The organism is Priestia sp. BR_2 (assembly GCF_041954005.1).
Classification (GTDB): domain Bacteria; phylum Bacillota; class Bacilli; order Paenibacillales; family Paenibacillaceae; genus Paenibacillus_AQ; species Paenibacillus_AQ lautus_A.
This window is the reverse complement of the sequence record NZ_JAVFHM010000351.1, coordinates 199,760-216,773: the sequence shown is the minus strand read 5'-3', so window position 1 is coordinate 216,773 and position 17,014 is coordinate 199,760. Positions and strand designations below refer to the sequence as shown.

16 protein-coding genes are annotated in these 17,014 nt (G+C 51.3%); 15 read left to right on the top strand and 1 reads right to left on the bottom strand.

Annotated elements, in window-relative coordinates; all coding sequences use genetic code 11:
• The first annotated feature begins 116 nt into the window (after nucleotides 1–116).
• From RB298_RS32680 to RB298_RS32630, 11 genes are all read left to right on the top strand, one after another.
• Nucleotides 117–1,235, top strand: a complete 1,119-nt coding sequence (locus RB298_RS32680; protein WP_486050450.1) for a sugar ABC transporter substrate-binding protein — start codon at nucleotides 117–119, stop codon at nucleotides 1,233–1,235.
• A 144-nt stretch (nucleotides 1,236–1,379) separates the two neighbouring features.
• Nucleotides 1,380–2,870 carry a sugar ABC transporter ATP-binding protein gene (locus RB298_RS32675; protein WP_486050590.1) on the top strand — a complete coding sequence of 497 codons (1,491 nt, stop codon included), beginning with the start codon at nucleotides 1,380–1,382 and terminating at the stop codon, nucleotides 2,868–2,870.
• Nucleotides 2,867–3,862 carry an ABC transporter permease gene (locus tag RB298_RS32670; protein WP_012819364.1) on the top strand — a complete coding sequence of 332 codons (996 nt, stop codon included), beginning with the start codon at nucleotides 2,867–2,869 and terminating at the stop codon, nucleotides 3,860–3,862. The genes RB298_RS32675 and RB298_RS32670 overlap by 4 nt, the downstream gene beginning before the upstream one ends.
• Before the next feature lie 286 nt (nucleotides 3,863–4,148).
• Nucleotides 4,149–4,604 (top strand): acyl-CoA thioesterase, encoded by a 456-nt coding sequence (locus RB298_RS32665; protein WP_096775195.1) that lies wholly within the window; start codon nucleotides 4,149–4,151, stop codon nucleotides 4,602–4,604.
• Between the two features lie 50 nt (nucleotides 4,605–4,654).
• A complete protein-coding gene (locus RB298_RS32660) occupies nucleotides 4,655–5,653 on the top strand; it encodes a Gfo/Idh/MocA family protein (protein ID WP_096775196.1) in 999 nt (332 codons plus the stop codon).
• Nucleotides 5,654–5,781: 128 nt separating this feature from the next.
• Nucleotides 5,782–6,858, top strand: coding sequence for a Delta(5) desaturase DesA (gene desA, locus RB298_RS32655; protein WP_486050448.1), 1,077 nt, complete (start codon nucleotides 5,782–5,784; stop codon nucleotides 6,856–6,858).
• Between the two features lie 87 nt (nucleotides 6,859–6,945).
• Nucleotides 6,946–8,079 (top strand): sensor histidine kinase, encoded by a 1,134-nt coding sequence (locus tag RB298_RS32650; RefSeq protein ID WP_192569486.1) that lies wholly within the window; start codon nucleotides 6,946–6,948, stop codon nucleotides 8,077–8,079.
• Complete coding sequence (locus tag RB298_RS32645; RefSeq protein ID WP_012819369.1) at nucleotides 8,076–8,678, top strand: response regulator transcription factor; 603 nt, start codon at nucleotides 8,076–8,078, stop codon at nucleotides 8,676–8,678. The genes RB298_RS32650 and RB298_RS32645 overlap by 4 nt, the downstream gene beginning before the upstream one ends.
• A gap of 364 nt (nucleotides 8,679–9,042) precedes the next feature.
• Nucleotides 9,043–10,263: a cation:proton antiporter gene (locus RB298_RS32640; RefSeq protein ID WP_009589754.1), complete on the top strand. Its 1,221-nt coding sequence runs from the start codon at nucleotides 9,043–9,045 to the stop codon at nucleotides 10,261–10,263.
• An 82-nt stretch (nucleotides 10,264–10,345) separates the two neighbouring features.
• Complete coding sequence (locus RB298_RS32635; RefSeq protein WP_009589718.1) at nucleotides 10,346–10,834, top strand: cation:proton antiporter regulatory subunit; 489 nt, start codon at nucleotides 10,346–10,348, stop codon at nucleotides 10,832–10,834.
• Between the two features lie 177 nt (nucleotides 10,835–11,011).
• Entirely contained in the window at nucleotides 11,012–11,761 is a 750-nt protein-coding gene (locus tag RB298_RS32630; RefSeq protein WP_486050445.1) for an SDR family NAD(P)-dependent oxidoreductase, read from the top strand.
• 105 nt (nucleotides 11,762–11,866) lie between these two features.
• Here the strand turns inward: RB298_RS32630 and RB298_RS32625 are convergent, their stop codons facing one another.
• On the bottom strand, nucleotides 11,867–12,613 hold the full coding sequence (locus RB298_RS32625; protein WP_486050443.1) for a class I SAM-dependent methyltransferase: 747 nt from the start codon (nucleotides 12,611–12,613) through the stop codon (nucleotides 11,867–11,869).
• A gap of 471 nt (nucleotides 12,614–13,084) precedes the next feature.
• On the opposite strand from RB298_RS32625, the gene RB298_RS32620 reads away from it, so the two are divergent.
• The 4 genes from RB298_RS32620 (at nucleotide 13,085) to RB298_RS32605 (ending at nucleotide 16,914) form a co-directional block, all read left to right on the top strand.
• A complete protein-coding gene (locus RB298_RS32620; RefSeq protein ID WP_192569483.1) occupies nucleotides 13,085–14,269 on the top strand; it encodes an acyltransferase in 1,185 nt (394 codons plus the stop codon).
• Nucleotides 14,270–14,421: 152 nt separating this feature from the next.
• Nucleotides 14,422–15,114: a response regulator transcription factor gene (locus RB298_RS32615; RefSeq protein WP_486050441.1), complete on the top strand. Its 693-nt coding sequence runs from the start codon at nucleotides 14,422–14,424 to the stop codon at nucleotides 15,112–15,114.
• A gap of 21 nt (nucleotides 15,115–15,135) precedes the next feature.
• Nucleotides 15,136–16,353, top strand: a complete 1,218-nt coding sequence (locus RB298_RS32610) for a sensor histidine kinase (protein WP_192569482.1) — start codon at nucleotides 15,136–15,138, stop codon at nucleotides 16,351–16,353.
• A 240-nt stretch (nucleotides 16,354–16,593) separates the two neighbouring features.
• Nucleotides 16,594–16,914 carry a hypothetical protein gene (locus tag RB298_RS32605; protein WP_375120721.1) on the top strand — a complete coding sequence of 107 codons (321 nt, stop codon included), beginning with the start codon at nucleotides 16,594–16,596 and terminating at the stop codon, nucleotides 16,912–16,914.
• The last annotated feature ends 100 nt before the right edge of the window (nucleotides 16,915–17,014 follow it).

Below are 17,014 nucleotides of genomic sequence, written 5' to 3'. Positions count from 1 at the left end.
GTGGTGTAATGCATTAAAGCGAAAAAATAATGGTTGACGCCTCCTTTTAAATCCTATAGGATTACTTGTATTAATTAATATTCGTCTTTTTTACGGAAAACAGGGGGAGAGAGAACATGAAAGCCATGAAACATGTAAGGAAATTATCGGCACTGGCGCTGGCGTTTGTGATCGTATTGACCGGATGCGCCGAATCGGGCAGCGGCGGCAGCGCGTCGGGCAATCTGGCGGACAAGGTCGAGAACCTGCCGGCAGGCATTGCCGAGAAGGATCCGGTGAAATTGATGGTCGTTCGGAAAATCGGAGGCGATGACCACACGGCTCAATTTTTGGCTGGGGCGAAGCAGGAAGGCGAGGCTCTCGGGTTTAAGGTGGATACCTTCTCGGCGAATGGAGACTCCGCTAAATTCCATGACGCGATCGCGCAAGCCATTGACAGCGACTACGACGGATTTATCATATCGCATGGCGACGATCCTGCATCGGTTCAGGACGTGAAGAAGATTACCGAAAAGGGAATTCCGGTCGTCACCTTCGACTCTTTGCCGGAGATCGGTGACATTGCAGGGGTAACCCAGACATCGCAGGATGACGAGCAGCTCGCAAAGCTGGCGTTGGACAAGCTGATTGAAGAGCAAGGGCCGGAGGCCAACATCGTTTACCTCTGGGTAGACGGATTCCCGCCGATGGTGCGTCGTAATGCCGTATACCAGGAAACGCTGAAGAACAACCCGGGCATCAAGGAAGTGGAGCGTTTCGGCGTAGCAAGTGACCAGACTTCCTTGGAAACGCAAAATGCGGTATCCGCTATCCTGACGAAATATCCGAAGGGCGAAATCGATGCAATCTTCGCAACCTGGGATGCATTCGCCATCGGCGCGGCCAGAGCACTGGAGGAAGCGGGACGCAGCGAGGTTAAGATTTACGGCATCGACGTATCCAACGCGGACCTGGAGCTGATCCAGAAACCGGACAGCCCTTGGGTGGCTACCGCAGCCGTAGATCCGAAGATGATCGGCGCCATCAACGTTCGTTTGCTGGCTAAGAAGATTGCAGGCGAGGAAACGCCTGCTACGTATAATCTGGAGCCTGTATTGATCGAGCGCTCCGGCCTTGAGGGTGCTACCGAAGCGGTCAACATGGTTAATTTGGCCGATATTATCCCGAGCTGGGGAACAAGCACGGAATTCGAAGAGGACTGGATGAAGGCATTGAAAGAAGCAGGCGGCAAATAAACAGCAATATTCATACAGGCGCTCTTGTCGGTCATCGATAGGGGCGCCCTATCCTATTTGAAGGGAAGAATACACTTGCGAAGCTTGATGGAGCCAACAACTGCCAGCTCGACCGATATTTCGGGAGCGGCACCCTTACTTCAAATGAAGCGCATATCGATCTCTTTTCCAGGCGTTAAGGCGTTGACCGATGTTGACTTTCAGACGACTGCGGGAACGGCTCATGCGTTGATCGGTGCGAATGGGGCGGGAAAGTCTACCTTAATGAAGATTCTATCGGGAGCGTATACCCATTACGAGGGCGAGATCTGGATCGACGGAAGCAGGGCGGACATCCGTTCACCGAAGGAAGCAAAGGACCTGGGCATTCAGATCGTCTATCAAGAGGTGGATACCGCGCTCATTCCGAACCTGACGGTCGGCGAGAACATCATGCTCGACCGGACGGTTCACGATATGGGCAAACGGCACTTGATCCGTTGGAAGGAGCTCCATCGGGAAGCCGAATCGATTCTTGCGCGGATGAATATCCGGGTCCCGGTCAAAAAGCTGATTTCGGAGCTGACGCTGGCGGAGAAGCAGATGGTGCTGATCGCCAGAGCCGTTTCCAAACAGTGCCGCATTCTGGTGCTGGACGAGCCGACCGCGCCGCTCAGCCATAGCGAGACGGAGCAGCTGTTCAAGCTGGTGCGCAAGCTGAAGCAGGACGGAGTCGGCATTATTTTCATATCGCACCGGCTGCCGGAGCTGTACGAAATCTGCGATGACATTACGATCATGCGGGACGGTTTGCTGGTGAAGAGCGACCGCATCGCGAATATCGATCAGCCGAAAGTGGTGGAATACATGCTGGGCTCCAAGATGGACCAGCAGTTTCCCCACATCGAGCGAGACATCGGTCCTGCGCGGTTAGAGGTAAAAGGCATGTACGACCCGGGCAAAATCAACGGCGTTGATCTGAGCCTCCGCCAAGGGGAGATCGTCGGTTTGGCAGGCCTTGTCGGGGCCGGGAAAACCGAGCTGTGCCGGGCGGTATTCGGGGCTTCCGGCACGTCAACCGGCGAGATGATACTGGATGGAAGAAAGCTGCGCATCCGCTCGCCGCATGATGCCGTGCGGAACGGCATTGCGCTCGTACCCGAGGAGCGCCGCCGGGAAGGCGTGTTCGTGGAAGAGCCGGTGTCCGTCAATTTAACGGCCGCGGTGCTGTCCCAATTTTCCAAATGGGGTTCCTGGCTAAGCTTTGGCAGGGAGAAACAGGCGGCGAGAGAGATGATCGAGTCGCTCGGGATCAAAACTCCGAGCGAGAGAGCGCGGGTGAGAAACCTGTCCGGGGGCAACCAGCAGAAGGTGGCGATCGGCAAATGGCTGCTGGCCGACGCGGACGTATATATTTTCGATGAGCCGACCAAGGGCGTTGACGTTGGCGCGAAGCGGGATATTTTTAAACTGGTGGCCGAGCTGGCCAAGCGGGGGAAATGCGTGCTGTACGCTACAAGCGAGCTGTCGGAAATCGTGGGCATCACGGACCGGGTGTATGTGATGTATGACGGCCGCATCACGAAGGAGCTGACAACGCGGTCAACGAATGAAGAGGAATTATTGCTTTACTGCACAGGAGGCGGGTTGACATGAATACAGCAAGACCTGTTAAGGAGAAGCCGGCGGCTAGCTTCGCATTCGATTTTCTATACAAATACGGCACGTTGATTACGGTATTCGTTCTTATTCTCGTATTCGGGACCGTTGCCGACAACTTTTTGAATACAAGCAACATTATTAACATTCTCCGTTCGATCTCGATCGTGACGATCATTGCCGTAGGACTGACCGTATCGCTCGCCGTTGGCGGCTTTGACCTGTCCGTCGGCTCGACGGCCTCCCTGGCAAACGCGCTGGTCATATCCATGTTCGTCTGGCACGGGCAAAACATCGGCATCGGCATCGGCCTCACGCTGCTGTTCTGCCTGGCCGTCGGGCTGATCAACGCGTTTCTGGTCATCAATTTCAAGATCGACGACATGCTGATGACCCTGGCGACGATGTTTATCTTCCAGGGCGTTGCCCTGACGTATACCCGGGGCGCTACCATCTCCCAGAATATGATCATGCCGAGCGGGGACTTTGCCACCGGTAAAATTCCGGCGCTGTTCGAGAAGATCGGGCAGGTGCCATGGATCATTATCATTATGGTTCTCGTGGTCCTCGTGGTCCATCTGTTCCTGACCTATACGAAACACGGACGGTACATGTACATGATCGGGGGCAACCGCGAAGCGGCGGCTTTATCCGGGATCCCGGTGAGTAAATACCGTCTGATCGCTTATCTGGTCTCCGCATTGTTTGCCGCCATCGGCGGGATTATCCTCGGGGCTCGCGTCATGACGGCCGAGGTCAACTCCGGCGGGCCCTATCTCATGGATGCCGTTGCCGCGACATTCATCGGATACTCCGTATTCGGAGCCGGCAAGCCGAACGCGCTCGGGACCTTTGTCGGCGCTGTGTTGATCGGTATATTGCAAAACGGTCTGATCATGCTGTCCGTGCCGTATTATGCGATGGATATCGTCAAGGGCTCGGTGCTGGCGTTGGCGCTGGCCTTAACCTACTATAAGAAGAGACATTGATGACGAAGCGACACGTGCTTTGACCCAGCTAGTTCCATTCATACTATCGAGACCATCCCTCCCGTGATCCTGATCGGGGGGGATGGTTTTTTTCATGGATCGGTTCTATGGGTGGCAACCTATGGGAGGGAAATGAATTGAAAGACTTATTCTAAGGGCGAATCCGGCAAGATATCCATCATTTGGTTATTTAGTTGACGGACGCAGCGGGTATTCATTATCCTGTAGAAGACTGGTTTAGCATTGTACATACATTTCCCTCTTATAAAGAGAAAGGGGACTCATCATGAAAAAAACAACTTTCATACAACCGGATCCCAAGTCCTGGCTGGACACGTTTCACTTTGAAATTCCGATAAAGATTAGGTACTGCGAAACGGATATGCTGGGTCATGTCAATAACGTCAGTTATTTCATGTATTTTGAGCAGGGACGCATTGAATATTTCGAGAATCTGGGATTGACCGACGAACTGTTCGGCGAGCAAAAGGTGTCGGTTGTTGCGGATTTGGAGTGCCAGTATTTGGCGCAAATGTATCTGAAGGACCCGCTTAGGCTTCATGTGCGGGTGGCTGAGATCGGACGCTCCTCCATGGACATTCAATATGCGATCGTAGTGGACGGTGCCTTGAAGGCAGCCGGCCGCGGAACCATCGTGCTCATCGAGACCGCTTCAGGCAAGAGCACGCCGATTCCGGATTCGGCACGCGAACGAATTTCGGCTTTTGAAGGATGGATGTAAGCCAACGACAAAGATCAATCAGGATAAACCATGAAGGGAAGGGATAAGGGATGAACATCCGTTTTGCCATTATCGGCACAAACTGGATCACCGAGAGGTTTCTCCAGTCGGCACTGGAGACGGAAGAATTTATTCTAGCTGCCGTATACTCCCGTACGGAAGAGAAGGGCAGGGCTTTTGCGGCTAAGTACGCGGATCCCAAGGTCTACACCGATCTTGAGGCGATGGTGCAGGATGACGAAATTGATGCGGTATACATTGCGAGTCCGAATTCCTATCACGTGGATCAGGCGATATTATGCATGAACCACGGGAAACACGTCCTCTGCGAGAAGCCGATGGCTTCCAACGCGGTTGAAGTGGCCGCAATGATCGAAGCTGCGAAGAACAATGACGTTCTGTTGATGGAAGCGTTGAAGTCGACGCTGATGCCGAACTTCAAGACCGTCCAGGACAACCTGTACAAGCTGGGCCCGATACGGCGTTATTTTGCAAGCTATTGCCAATATTCCTCCCGCTATGACGCGTTCAAGCAGGGGACGGTGCTGAATGCATTCAACCCTGAATATTCCAACGGTTCTTTGATGGATTTGGGGATTTATTGCCTGTACCCGATGGTGACCCTGTTCGGAAAACCGGACACGGTGAAGGCTTCCGGCTACATGCTGTCTTCCGGGGTGGACGGCGAAGGCAGTCTTCTGTTGTCCTATCCCGAGATGGATGCCGTCATCATGCATTCCAAAATCAGCGATTCCTACGCCCCAACCGAAATTCAGGGCGAGAACGGCACGATGATCATCGACAAAATCAATCAGCCGTACGATGTGAAGATCCGCTACAGAGACGGCACCATCGAGAACGTGACCCAGCTGCAAACGCATGAATCGATGTATTACGAAGCCCGGGAATTTATCGATTTGATCCGGTGCGGCGAACGGGAAAGTTCAATCAACACCCATGCCAACTCGCTCATTACGGCCGAAATTATGCAGGAAGCCAGAAGCCAGATCGGACTGCGGTTCCCGGCGGATTCCCGCACCGATATATGATATTTGTCATACTCCCGAAATGACGTTTATGACTACGACGCGCATGACATTCTATCTATACTTAAGTTAGACAAGTGCGTGATAGCTAGATGACGTCCTTGCGCTTCATTTCGAGGAGGAAGACAACTATGGCTAAACCCGATAACAAATTGTCCAGCTTGAAAAAGAACGTTGCCCCTTATGAAGAAATTGACACAAAGGCGAGTATAGGTCAGCTTTTCAATACACTGGTTCCCTTGATACTGCTATGGTATGCAGCCTATTTAAGTTTATCCGTATCGTACTGGCTGACCATTCCCATAGCCGTGATTGCTTCGGGGTTTGTTGTCCGGACGTTTATCATATTCCATGATTGCTGTCACGGATCTTTCTTCAAGAGCCGCAAGGCTAACAAAATTCTCGGCACGATTACGGGCGTGCTTACGCTGTGCCCTTACGAGCAATGGAAGAACACCCACGCGATCCATCACGCGACGAGCAGCAATCTCGATAAGCGGGGAATCGGCGATATGTGGGTATTAACCGTTGAAGAATATGGGGCGGCTTCCTTTTGGCAGCGTCTGTACTACAGGTTGTACCGCAACCCGATCGTGATGTTCGGCCTGGGTCCCATCGCCATATTTCTGATCTCCTATCGTTTCAACCGCAAAGGCGCGAGACGCAAGGAGAAGATAAGTAACTATACAACGAATATTTTGATTGTCGCTTTGTATGCATTGCTGTGCTGGGCGATCGGATGGCAGGCATTTCTGCTCGTTCAAGCTCCGATCTTCATGGTTTCCGGGATGCTTGGCATTTGGTTGTTCTATGTGCAGCATCAATTCGAGGAAACGTATTATGAGCATGATGAAGAGTGGAGTTATATCAATGCAGCCGTAGAAGGCAGCTCTTATTACAAACTTCCGAAGCTTCTGCAATGGATCACGGGCAACATCGGCTTCCATCATGTTCACCATTTGAGCCCGAAGGTGCCTAACTATAACCTGGAGAAGGCGCATGAAGCCGCTCCTCCGCTGCAGAAGGCAACTACGATTACACTGAAGACCAGTTTGAAATCCATTCGTTTCCGTCTGTGGGATGAAGAGAAAAAGGTCTTTGTCACCTTTAAGGAAGCGCGTCAGTCGCTTCGCAAGCCGCAGGAGCCGGCATTGACGAAGGTTGAGAAGAACCTGGCGAGCCCAAGACCCAGGGTCCAGCGCGAATAGATTCCTGAGTCATGATGCTATAATAGATCACGGATTCGTTAAGGCTAGTAAATGAATGAAGCTTGAACCGACAGAAGGTGGGACTCCATGCAGAAATGGTATCAGATCTTTCATAAAAGCACGGGACTGAGCCCTTACGTATGGGTCGTCTTCTACATCCTTCCGTTCTATTTCATCTTCCGGTCGACCTCGACCTATCAGATCGTGATCGGCGTTCTGATGATCGTGATGTTCTTCGCTTTTTATGTGCTGTCATTTCTGTCCAAAGGCTGGCTCGTCTATTTCTGGACGAGTCTGCAAATTCTGATATCGATTGCAATGTCCGTGGTATTCGGATATATCTATTTCTCGCTGTTCCTTGCCTTCTTCATCGGGAACATCAAGAATAAGGCCGGATTTATTACGCTGTACTCCATCCATTTGGTTACGACCATTATTACGGTGAACTATGGATTGTTAACGCGGAATCCGTTCTTCATCACGCAGCTGCCATTCGTGCTTGTGAGTGTGGTAGGGGTTATACTGCTCCCTGTGACAAACTATAACCGGAATAAGAACGATCAGCTGCAGGGCCAGCTGGAGGATGCGAACAAACGGATTTCGGAATTGGTGAAGCTGGAGGAACGCCAGCGCATTGCCCGGGATTTGCATGACACGCTGGGGCAAAAGCTGTCTCTTATCGGCCTGAAAAGCGATTTGGCCGGCAAGTTGATGAAGCAGGATATGGAAAGGGCCCAAGCCGAGATCAACGATGTCCGTCAGACGGCCCGAACCGCACTGAAGGAAGTGCGCGAGATGGTAACGCGGATGCGGGGGACCCGGCTCGCGGATGAAATCTTCCGTATTCGGCAAATCCTGAAGGCGGCGCAGATCGAGTTGACCTTTGAGGGGACGCAGGAGCCGGAGAATCTATCGTTGATGAACGAAAATGTGATCAGCATGTGCCTGAAAGAGGCAGTGAATAACATCGTGAAGCACAGCAATGCCACGGCTTGCTCCATTGTGATCGAATCCACGGAAACGGATCTGATTGCCAGGGTGAAGGACAATGGGACCGGGTTCGTGACGGACGCAAAAAACCGCGGCAACGGGCTGCGGGGAATGAGAGAGCGGCTTGAATTCGTGAACGGAAGCATGGAGTTTGCTTCAGGCGAGGGGACTACGCTTGTCCTTCGAGTCCCTAATGTGCTCAGAATGCCAGATAAGGAGGCGGGAATATGATCCGAATCGTCATTGCCGAAGATCAGCGGCTGCTGCTTGGAGCCCTGGCCTCACTGCTGGATCTGGAAGAGGATATGCAGGTGGTCGGGACGGCGGGCAACGGCAAGGATGCCGTACAGCTTGTCAAACTTCATATGCCGGATATCTGCATCATGGATATTGAGATGCCGATCATGAACGGGCTTGAAGCCGCCGAGGAGATCAAGGGTTATGGCTGCAAGGTGATGATCTTGACGACCTTTGCCCGGCCCGGGTATTTCGAGCGTGCCGTGAAAGCGGGCGCCAACGCTTACCTGCTTAAGGACAGCCCGAGCGAGGAGCTGGCCGCGTCCATTCGCAGCATTATGGCAGGCAGGCGAATCTACGCCTCCGAGCTGGTGGATGAAGCGTATTCCGGTGAAGAGAATCCGCTGACGGAGCGGGAAAAGGAAGTGCTGGGCCTCATCGCGGACGGCAAGAATACGAAGGAAATTGCCAATCAGCTGTTCATTACCACGGGAACCGTGCGTAATTACATTTCCGTTATTCTCGATAAGCTTGGCGTCAGCAACCGGATCGAAGCGATCACGCGTTTCAAGGAAAAAGGCTGGTTTAAATAGTGCAAAGAAGAAGCAAAACCCCGCGGTTGCAGCCGCGGGGCTTTTTTTCGTGCGCATAAGAAAAACGAAAAACAGGAAGAAGGTGAATATGCCGCTTAAAATAATGGATTTTTTTGCCTGGTATTGTATGCAACAAAGTGTATATTTATTCATTTAATGAACCTTGATTGCGATTGTGGATAGATTTTATATTTTTTGGAAACAATGAAATCGCTAATAAAAATAAGCCTGTTTTTAAATGACGCCATTTCCTGCATAAAAGGCAATCAAGCAAATATATTGCAGTTCCTTTGTAAATGTATGCATTTTTATGTATAATAGTAATGATTGCCAGAAGTCAAATTTGAGGAGGAGGAGGTCTTCTATGGACCATATGATGTTTGAGGTTGGAACTGCTCTGATTCTGGTTGCTATAGCCTCCGTAATTGCTGGAAAGCTCAAGTTCTCGATCATACCGTTCTTGATTGTGCTCGGGATGCTTGTCGGTCCGCATGCACCAACGATAGGGATTCTTGACTTTAAGTTCATTGAGAGCCAGGGGATCATCGATTTTCTGGGACAGATCGGTATTCTATTCCTGCTCTTTTACCTTGGTCTTGAATTTTCGGTTCAAAAATTGATCAAGTCCGGACGAAACATTGTGGTAGGCGGAACCGTATATGTAGTATTGAACTTCGTGCTGGGTGTGGCTTACGGTTTCGTGATCAACATGCCTCTGTACGAGACGCTGATCATTGCAGGGATGCTGTCGGTTTCCTCCAGCGCCATCGTCGCTAAGGTGCTTGTGGATCTGCGGCGCACGGGGAATGCGGAGACGGAACTCATACTCGGCATGATTTTGTTCGATGATATTTTCCTTGCCGTGTTCTTATCGATTATGTCGGGACTGCTGTTAGGCGGGGCTACATCGATAGGGGCAACGATCCTCTCGGTTTGCATTTCCATAGGTTACATGCTGTTGTTCTTTGTTATTGCGAGAAAAGGTCCACCCATACTTAACAAATTGCTGAATATTACGTCCAGCGAGATTTTCATTATCGTAGTGTTCTCGTCGATGTTCTTTATTGCCGGGTTTTCGGAGACGCTGCACGTAGCCGAAGCGATCGGCGCGCTGCTGTTCGGACTGGCTTTATCGGAGACGGATCATAGCGAACGGATCGAGCAGCTGGTCATACCTTTCCGTGATTTCTTTGGAGCGATCTTCTTCTTCAGCTTCGGTCTCGGCATCGATCCGACCACGCTGGGGAATGCGTTATGGCTGGCTCTTGGCGCCGTGGTACTGACCATAATCGGCAACCTGGTCGCAGGCATGATAGCGGGACGCAAGGCCGGACTATCGCATAAATCGTCGCTTAACATCGGCTTGACTATTATGGCGCGCGGGGAGTTCACGATTATCGTTGCGAATCTGGGACTTGCCGGCGGACTGTCCGCGATGCTGAAACCATTCTCGGCACTCTATGTCCTGATTCTCGCGATTCTTGGGCCCTTATTGGCCAAGGAGTCGAAGCGCGTGTACCGTGGAATGAATAAAATATTCAAATGGAGCGATCCAGTGGAGAAAGTGAAAAAAAGGAATGCATAGGGAAGCCCGGGATGATTTACTTTCTTCCAACTAATCTATATAATCTAGAGATTGAATTAACCCCAGAACGGAGGATTTACACATGAGTATTATTCGCGAATCTGATCTGCCGGGTATCGGGAAGAAGTTCCTTATTCAGGCGAGATCAGGGGATAAGCTGGTTGTTGTTATTCATGACGATGGCCGTAGAGAGTTGTACCACTTTGAAGATGACGATCCTGAGGAGACCATCTCCCAGATTACATTAGAGGATGACGAGGCAAGACAAATCGCAGGCATTATCGGCGGCATGACGTATAAACCGAAAGCGCTGGAGACCATCGAAGTGACGCTCGAAGATTTGATCATCGAATGGGCGCGAATCGAGCCGCATTACAAATGCGTGGGACAATCCATTGCAGGGCTTCAGGTTCGTCAACGTACTGGCGCTAATGTATTAGCGATTGTGAACAAGAAAGAGCAGAAAATCAATCCGGGTCCGGACGACATCCTGACAGCAGGATCGACGCTGGTGCTTGCGGGCGAGCGCAAGCAGATCAAGCAGCTGAAAGAACTGCTGGTCAACGGCTAATAACGAATAGCTTCACAGGTCTTTAGTTGATCCTGTCGTAACACGTAAGCAGCAAGCTCCTCCATGGGTGAGGGGCTTGCTTTTTTTTGCATGGATCCTTTAAATTTGAAATTTTTCGCGAAATGATCTATATTTGATAGTGAGGCTATCATTTTCGGGAAAGAAGGCGTGTACAGCATGAAATTGAAAGACAAAGTAGCTATAATTACGGGCGGTGCCGGCGGAATCGGCAGCGGCATGGCTCTGGCCATGGCCAAGGAAGGCGCCAAGGTCGTCATCGTGGACGTGAATGAGGATAAGGGGCGCGAAACGGAGAAAGCGCTGAGGGTATATAGCGATTCGATGTTTATTAACGGCGATATTACGAATAAAGCCTCGATTAAAGGAATCGTGGATGACGTTGTGAGCACCTACGGCAGACTGGATATTCTCGTTAATAACGCGCATGTGTCCAAGCAGGTACCCATTGTGGAAACAACCGATGAAGTGATGGCATTGTCGTTCAATACCGGATTCTATCCGACGTTTTATTTCATGCAGGAATGTTATCCTCATCTGAAAGCAGCCAAGGGCAAGGTGATCAACTTTGCATCCGGTGCGGGACTGTCCGGCATGGTGAACCAGGCCTCCTATGCCGCAGCGAAAGAAGCGATCCGGGGATTGTCACGCGTGGCTGCCAACGAGTGGGGAGCGGACGGCATCAATGTCAATCTGATCAGTCCGATCGCGCTGACGCCGGGCGTAGAGCAGTGGAAGCAGGCATTTCCGGAAGCGTATCAAGAAATGGTCGATAAGATTCCGCTCAAAAAAATGGGCGATCCCGAGCAGGATATCGGACGCGTGGCCGTGTTCTTGGCTAGCTCCGATTCCGATTACATGACCGGCCAAACGCTGATGGTGGACGGCGGTTCCATCATGCTGAGATAATATACGATGCTGATTTCTAAAAAAAAGCGCCAAGGGCTGTCCCTTGTGCGCTTTTTCTGTTTAATAGCCGTAAGCTACGGGTTATGGATAACCATGGAGGACCGGCTATTTCCGCGCCACGATCATAAACCGTGCGGAATTCGTCCGGATTCCGAGATCTGTGCGATGCTCCTCGATGAATTGCTGCAGGATGCGGAAATCCGATTCCTCCTGTCCGAATCCGGGAATGATGGGCGTGTGCTTAAGCAGGAAGATAAGATCCTCCTCACGCTCATAGTACTCGACGGCATCATATTCGGCGCATTGGATATCGCGAAACCCTGCCAGCTGAAGTTCTATCTTGTATTCCTCCATTAAAGCGCCGTCTTCGCGGGAGGATTGTCCTCTGCCGAAGGCTTGGGCCAGATTAGCTTTATCGCATTCGCGAACCTGCTGCGTTAGAAACACGCCATCATCGGTTAATACCCTGGCAACCTCCGAAGCACGGAAAGGGGAGTGCCGGCATGAAATCAAATCGAAAAACGCCTCCGGGAATTGAAGCACCCCTGCATCCATCTGGACAAAGCGTACGTTGGAAGCCGCAGCCTTCCGTTTATTACTCCGGGCAGTCTCTATCATCGCATGGGAAAGATCGATTCCAATCAGCAATGCCGCCTTCGAGGCGATGGACAACAAGTTCTCTCCGCCTCCCGTGCCGATATCCAGCAGAACGCCCGATGATGTGCACCGCTTGCTAACCTCATCGTAAAAATTCCACTCAACGCCTTCCGAGACCCATCTGACCTTGCTGAAATCCCAGCCGTTTAAGGCTCCTACGATATCATAAAATGATTTGTATTCCTGTGATTTCATATATATGGTTCACCTTTTCAATTGAGATAAAATGGGATGCTGAAAACAGATCGTCTCATATTCGTTCGCTCAGTTACTGTGATTCTGGCTAGGCCCGGTCCAGTATGACAGACCGGGCCCAGCTACTTCGAACGGCAAGGATCCTTATCAGCATCCAATTCACCCCAATTAAAGATTATTTTAAGAGATAAGAGAGTATAAGCTTCAGAGTCTTACTATCCTTATCTCGCAAGAAAAACTTCCGCTATACGCGGTCTGTCTTCTGAGAAAGTACGTCGATAGATATTTTTCTTATTGTAAGACCAAGGATTCTTCGGGATCAAGGAGAATTTTATTAGGAGCATGAACCAGAATCTTAAGCAATTGTTAAGAATTTGGAAGTAAGACGTTAAGAAATGTCTACTATACTGGTTGAATTCGTTTCGGTTAGGAACGAGAAAAATTCGGACTTTGAAATGAGAGGGTACTGCCATGAACAAAATGAATTCTCTGCCAAGGGAGCGTCTTCCCGAGCTGCAATTGGTCCGCGCATTCGCCATTATCGGCGTGCTGTCCGTTCACTCGACATCGTATGCCGTATCGGCCATGACGGACTCCAAATACTTTTTCATCTACAATTTTATGAACATCTTCATGAAATACGGAACGCCGACGTTTATATTTTTGAGCAGCCTGGTACTCTTCTACAATTATTATGACCGCCCTACGACCAAGAAGCTGATCGGCGGATTCTACAAAAAAAGATTGCTGTACATCATCATCCCGTATACGCTCTTTTCCGTGTTTTACTTCGGGCTGCTGCACTATCTGCATTATCAAGGCAGGCCGTTTGGCGAGACGATGGAGAGTTTTATTCAAAAGCTGTTGACCGGCAAAGCGTATACGCATCTGTACTTCGTGTTTATCAGCATTCAGTTTTATGTGCTGTTTCCGCTGGTGCTGTGGTTGTTCAAGAAGATGCCGCAGCTTGCAAAATGGGCGATACCGATTGGACTGGTGATCCAGTGGACGTTTATACTGATGAATAAGTATTATTGGCAGGTGCCGAATAAGGGAAGCTGGGCCCTGTCCTATATAGCTTACTTCATGCTGGGCGCTTTTATCGGCATCTATTATCCGAAACTGAAGGCCTGGCTTGTGATCAGCCGTGCCAACGCACAGCCTTACCGCATCGCGGCTTGGACGATGCTGTGGATCGCATGGGCAGCTGCCGGTCTCGGCCATGTGTACATTTATTACAACAACCGTCTTCACGGAACCGGATATAATTCAACGCTGTACGAGCTGCTGTGGAATATGCATACTTACTTTGGGGCGCTTGTCCTGCTCCAGTTCGCCATTCTGTTCTACCGGGCCGGGGTACGCGGATGGACGCCCGCGCTGGAGAGACTGGGGGCCGTATCCTTCGGGATTTATCTCATTCATCCGTTCTTTCTGCTCGTCTACCGTCAATTCCCGCTAACCACGGGGAACTCGATCCTGACCCATCTGTGGTATGCGGGCGGTTTTGCGGCAGCCTTAGGCTGTTCATGGATCGTCGTGGAATTGACGGTTCGATATATACCGGGCTCATGGGTGATTTTCGGTAATATTCCGAAGGCGAAGAGATCGGGTAAACCAACCGATGCGCCGGCTGTGCCGCTTTCCGGTTCCTAGCCTGTTTCGCAAGAATAGGACGTATACCCGACGAGGCATGGCCATGGCGAAAGGAAACCAAAACAGCAGCATCGCCCGGCCTGACAACATCCATGGAGAAGAGAACGTAAAAGGCGTTATGCTGACTGCCGCTTTATGATCAAGGAGGAGCCATGTCTGGAGTTACGATAATGATGGTTGACGATGAAACCGAAATTTTGAAATTGATGGAGATTTACGTCAGGAATGAGGGCTATACGCTGCTCACCGCATCTCATGGCCTGGAAGCGCTGGAGATTCTAAAAAACCATAAAGTGGATTTGATCATTCTCGATGTCATGATGCCGCAGATGGATGGCATCCAGGCATGCATGAAGATTCGGGAGGAGAACAACACGCCCATTATCATGCTGTCCGCCAAGAGCCAGGAGATTGACAAGATCGCTGGACTCAGCATCGGCGCGGATGATTACGTGACCAAACCGTTCAGTCCGCTGGAACTGGTCGCAAGGATCAAATCGCAGCTCCGCCGGTACAAACAGCTGAACAATCAATCGGTACGGGACGAGAACGAAATCCAGATCGATGAGCTGATCCTCAATGTCGCGTCCCACCGGGTAACGGTGGCCGGTAGGGAGATTAAGCTGACGCCGCGCGAATTCTCCCTGCTTCATACGCTGGCCATCAACCGCGGACTCGTGCTGAGCATGGACAAGATTTATACCGAGGTATGGAACGAGCCGTTCATGGAATCGAAGAATACGGTCATGGTCCATATTCGCAAGCTGCGCGAGAAGATCGAGAAGGATCCGCAGCAGCCGGAATACATTAAGACGGTATGGGGGATCGGTTACAAAATAGAGTAAACTTAACCAGAGGTGACTGACTTGAAAGGATTGAAGCTTCATAGCATCCGCCTGAAGATGCTGCTTATGCTGCTCGCCAGCATCGGCATCGCGGCCGCCCTGCTTATCATACTCTATGCGTTAAGCACGCTGGTCCTCTCCATTCCGGCCATCAACCCGCCGCTTGCCTGGATCGTCAATAACCTCGGTTCGAAGCCGGTTATGTTGGTCACGGGCGTCATTCTTTTTTTGGCAAGCTATTACATGAGCACGAGGTGGTTTGCCCTGGATCTGCGGAAGGTAGAGACCGGTCTTCAGGACATCACGGCCGGACGATTCGATTCCAGAATCGAGCTCGACACCCGGGACGAAGTAGGCGCCGTCGCTGCTAGCATTAACCGCATGACCGAGCAGCTGAACGCGTACCTGGAGGAAATCACGCATGGCCTTCGCGAGATTGCCAAGGGGAATTTCGATACCGAGATTCCTGTTCGCTCAGGCAGCCAGCTGGGCGAGGTCGCCGAGAGCATCAACCAGATGAGCAGGCAGCTTCACCAATCCATTCTGGAGGAGCGCCATGCGGAGAAAACGAAGAATGATCTGATCACGGGGGTATCCCATGATCTCCGGACGCCGCTGACATCGATACTGGGGTTCCTGGAGGTTATCGAGGAAGACCGGTACCAGGATGAAGTAGAGCTGCGGTATTACGTGAATATCGCTTATGAGAAAGCGCAGAATCTGAAGAAGCTGATCGATGACCTGTTCGAATACACGAGGATCAATAACGGGCTTCCGCTGGATATTAGGGAGATCGATATGGCTCAGTTCATGAGACAGCTGATCGAGGAATTCGTGCCGTCCTTGGAGAAAGCCGGGATGGAATGCAAGCTTGCGGCGGAGGAAGGCCTCGTTATTCGGGCAGACGGTGCCCAGCTTGTCCGGGCTTACGAGAATCTGATATCCAATGCGATCCGGTACGGAGAGTCGGGACACAGGATCGACATCGCCGTCCGCAGCGTTGGCGGTCAGGTGAGCATCAGCTTCACCAACTACGGCGATCCGATTCCGGAGCGGGATTTGCCGTTCATCTTCGATCGCTTCTACCGCGTGGAGGCTTCCCGTTCGAAGCAGACCGGGGGCACGGGTCTGGGACTGGCGATCACGAAGAGCATCGTGGAGGTCCAGGGCGGCGAAATCCGGGTTCGGAGCGACCGGCAGCGGACGACCTTTGAAACCCGCTTTCCCCAAGTCGTATAGCAGCAGTTCGCTTGCGCACGGTGGTCGTTCTGCATTGCGAAGCAATAGAGGCAGCTCAAGCGAACGCTCCCTTCGAGGGAGCGTTTTTATATGATCCTGAGAAGGGCTCCCCGATCGCTGCTGCAAGGTCCCTATGGAATTGTTCAGTTTTATTTAAGCATTCGTTAAGAACTTGCCCCGCTGATTGATAAGATATGTTCCTTATACTTTCCTTCAGAACGTACATAAGGAGGAAGTCGGATGGAATCCTTGGATTATTCGAAACGGAACGCCAGGCTCGTGGTGGCGTGGCAGATTATGATTGTGATGGTTGGTGTCATTTTATTATCGGGATGCGCAGAGTTCAGTGCATTCCGTGCTAATATGCAGTTTGAGGAGCGATCCATCGGCGGGGCGGCATCTGAAAGCAATAGAGACTCGTCTATTGCCCCCGCATCCTTTATCGGTCAAGTGTGGGGGGAATTATCGGACGGCGTGTCTAATCGCGCCAGAATCATGACAGGCAGGCAAACGCAGAGCCGCAGCGTACCTGATTCAGCCTGGCGAATGAATGTCCGATGATGCTGAAGAGAGCGAGCCTGCGTCGGATCAGCCGCGGAAGCATCACAACAGGAATAGCCCGTTCATACATGCGTTAGAAAGAGCTCCTTTTCTGAAAGGG

Bases quoted from the DNA above. Each gene is read 5' to 3' on its own strand.
- desA (WP_486050448.1), top strand. From the start codon at position 5,782: ATGGCTAAACCCGATAACAAATTGTCCAGCTTGAAAAAGAACGTTGCC.
- RB298_RS32630 (WP_486050445.1), top strand. From the start codon at position 11,012: ATGAAATTGAAAGACAAAGTAGCTATAATTACGGGCGGTGCCGGCGGA.
- RB298_RS32615 (WP_486050441.1), top strand. From the start codon at position 14,422: ATGTCTGGAGTTACGATAATGATGGTTGACGATGAAACCGAAATTTTG.
- RB298_RS32635 (WP_009589718.1), top strand. From the start codon at position 10,346: ATGAGTATTATTCGCGAATCTGATCTGCCGGGTATCGGGAAGAAGTTC.
- RB298_RS32670 (WP_012819364.1), top strand. From the start codon at position 2,867: ATGAATACAGCAAGACCTGTTAAGGAGAAGCCGGCGGCTAGCTTCGCA.
- RB298_RS32675 (WP_486050590.1), top strand. From the start codon at position 1,380: ATGAAGCGCATATCGATCTCTTTTCCAGGCGTTAAGGCGTTGACCGAT.
- RB298_RS32625 (WP_486050443.1), bottom strand. From the start codon at position 12,613: ATGAAATCACAGGAATACAAATCATTTTATGATATCGTAGGAGCCTTA.
- RB298_RS32620 (WP_192569483.1), top strand. From the start codon at position 13,085: ATGAACAAAATGAATTCTCTGCCAAGGGAGCGTCTTCCCGAGCTGCAA.
- RB298_RS32660 (WP_096775196.1), top strand. From the start codon at position 4,655: ATGAACATCCGTTTTGCCATTATCGGCACAAACTGGATCACCGAGAGG.
- RB298_RS32605 (WP_375120721.1), top strand. From the start codon at position 16,594: ATGGAATCCTTGGATTATTCGAAACGGAACGCCAGGCTCGTGGTGGCG.
- RB298_RS32640 (WP_009589754.1), top strand. From the start codon at position 9,043: ATGGACCATATGATGTTTGAGGTTGGAACTGCTCTGATTCTGGTTGCT.
- RB298_RS32680 (WP_486050450.1), top strand. From the start codon at position 117: ATGAAAGCCATGAAACATGTAAGGAAATTATCGGCACTGGCGCTGGCG.
- RB298_RS32665 (WP_096775195.1), top strand. From the start codon at position 4,149: ATGAAAAAAACAACTTTCATACAACCGGATCCCAAGTCCTGGCTGGAC.
- RB298_RS32645 (WP_012819369.1), top strand. From the start codon at position 8,076: ATGATCCGAATCGTCATTGCCGAAGATCAGCGGCTGCTGCTTGGAGCC.
- RB298_RS32650 (WP_192569486.1), top strand. From the start codon at position 6,946: ATGCAGAAATGGTATCAGATCTTTCATAAAAGCACGGGACTGAGCCCT.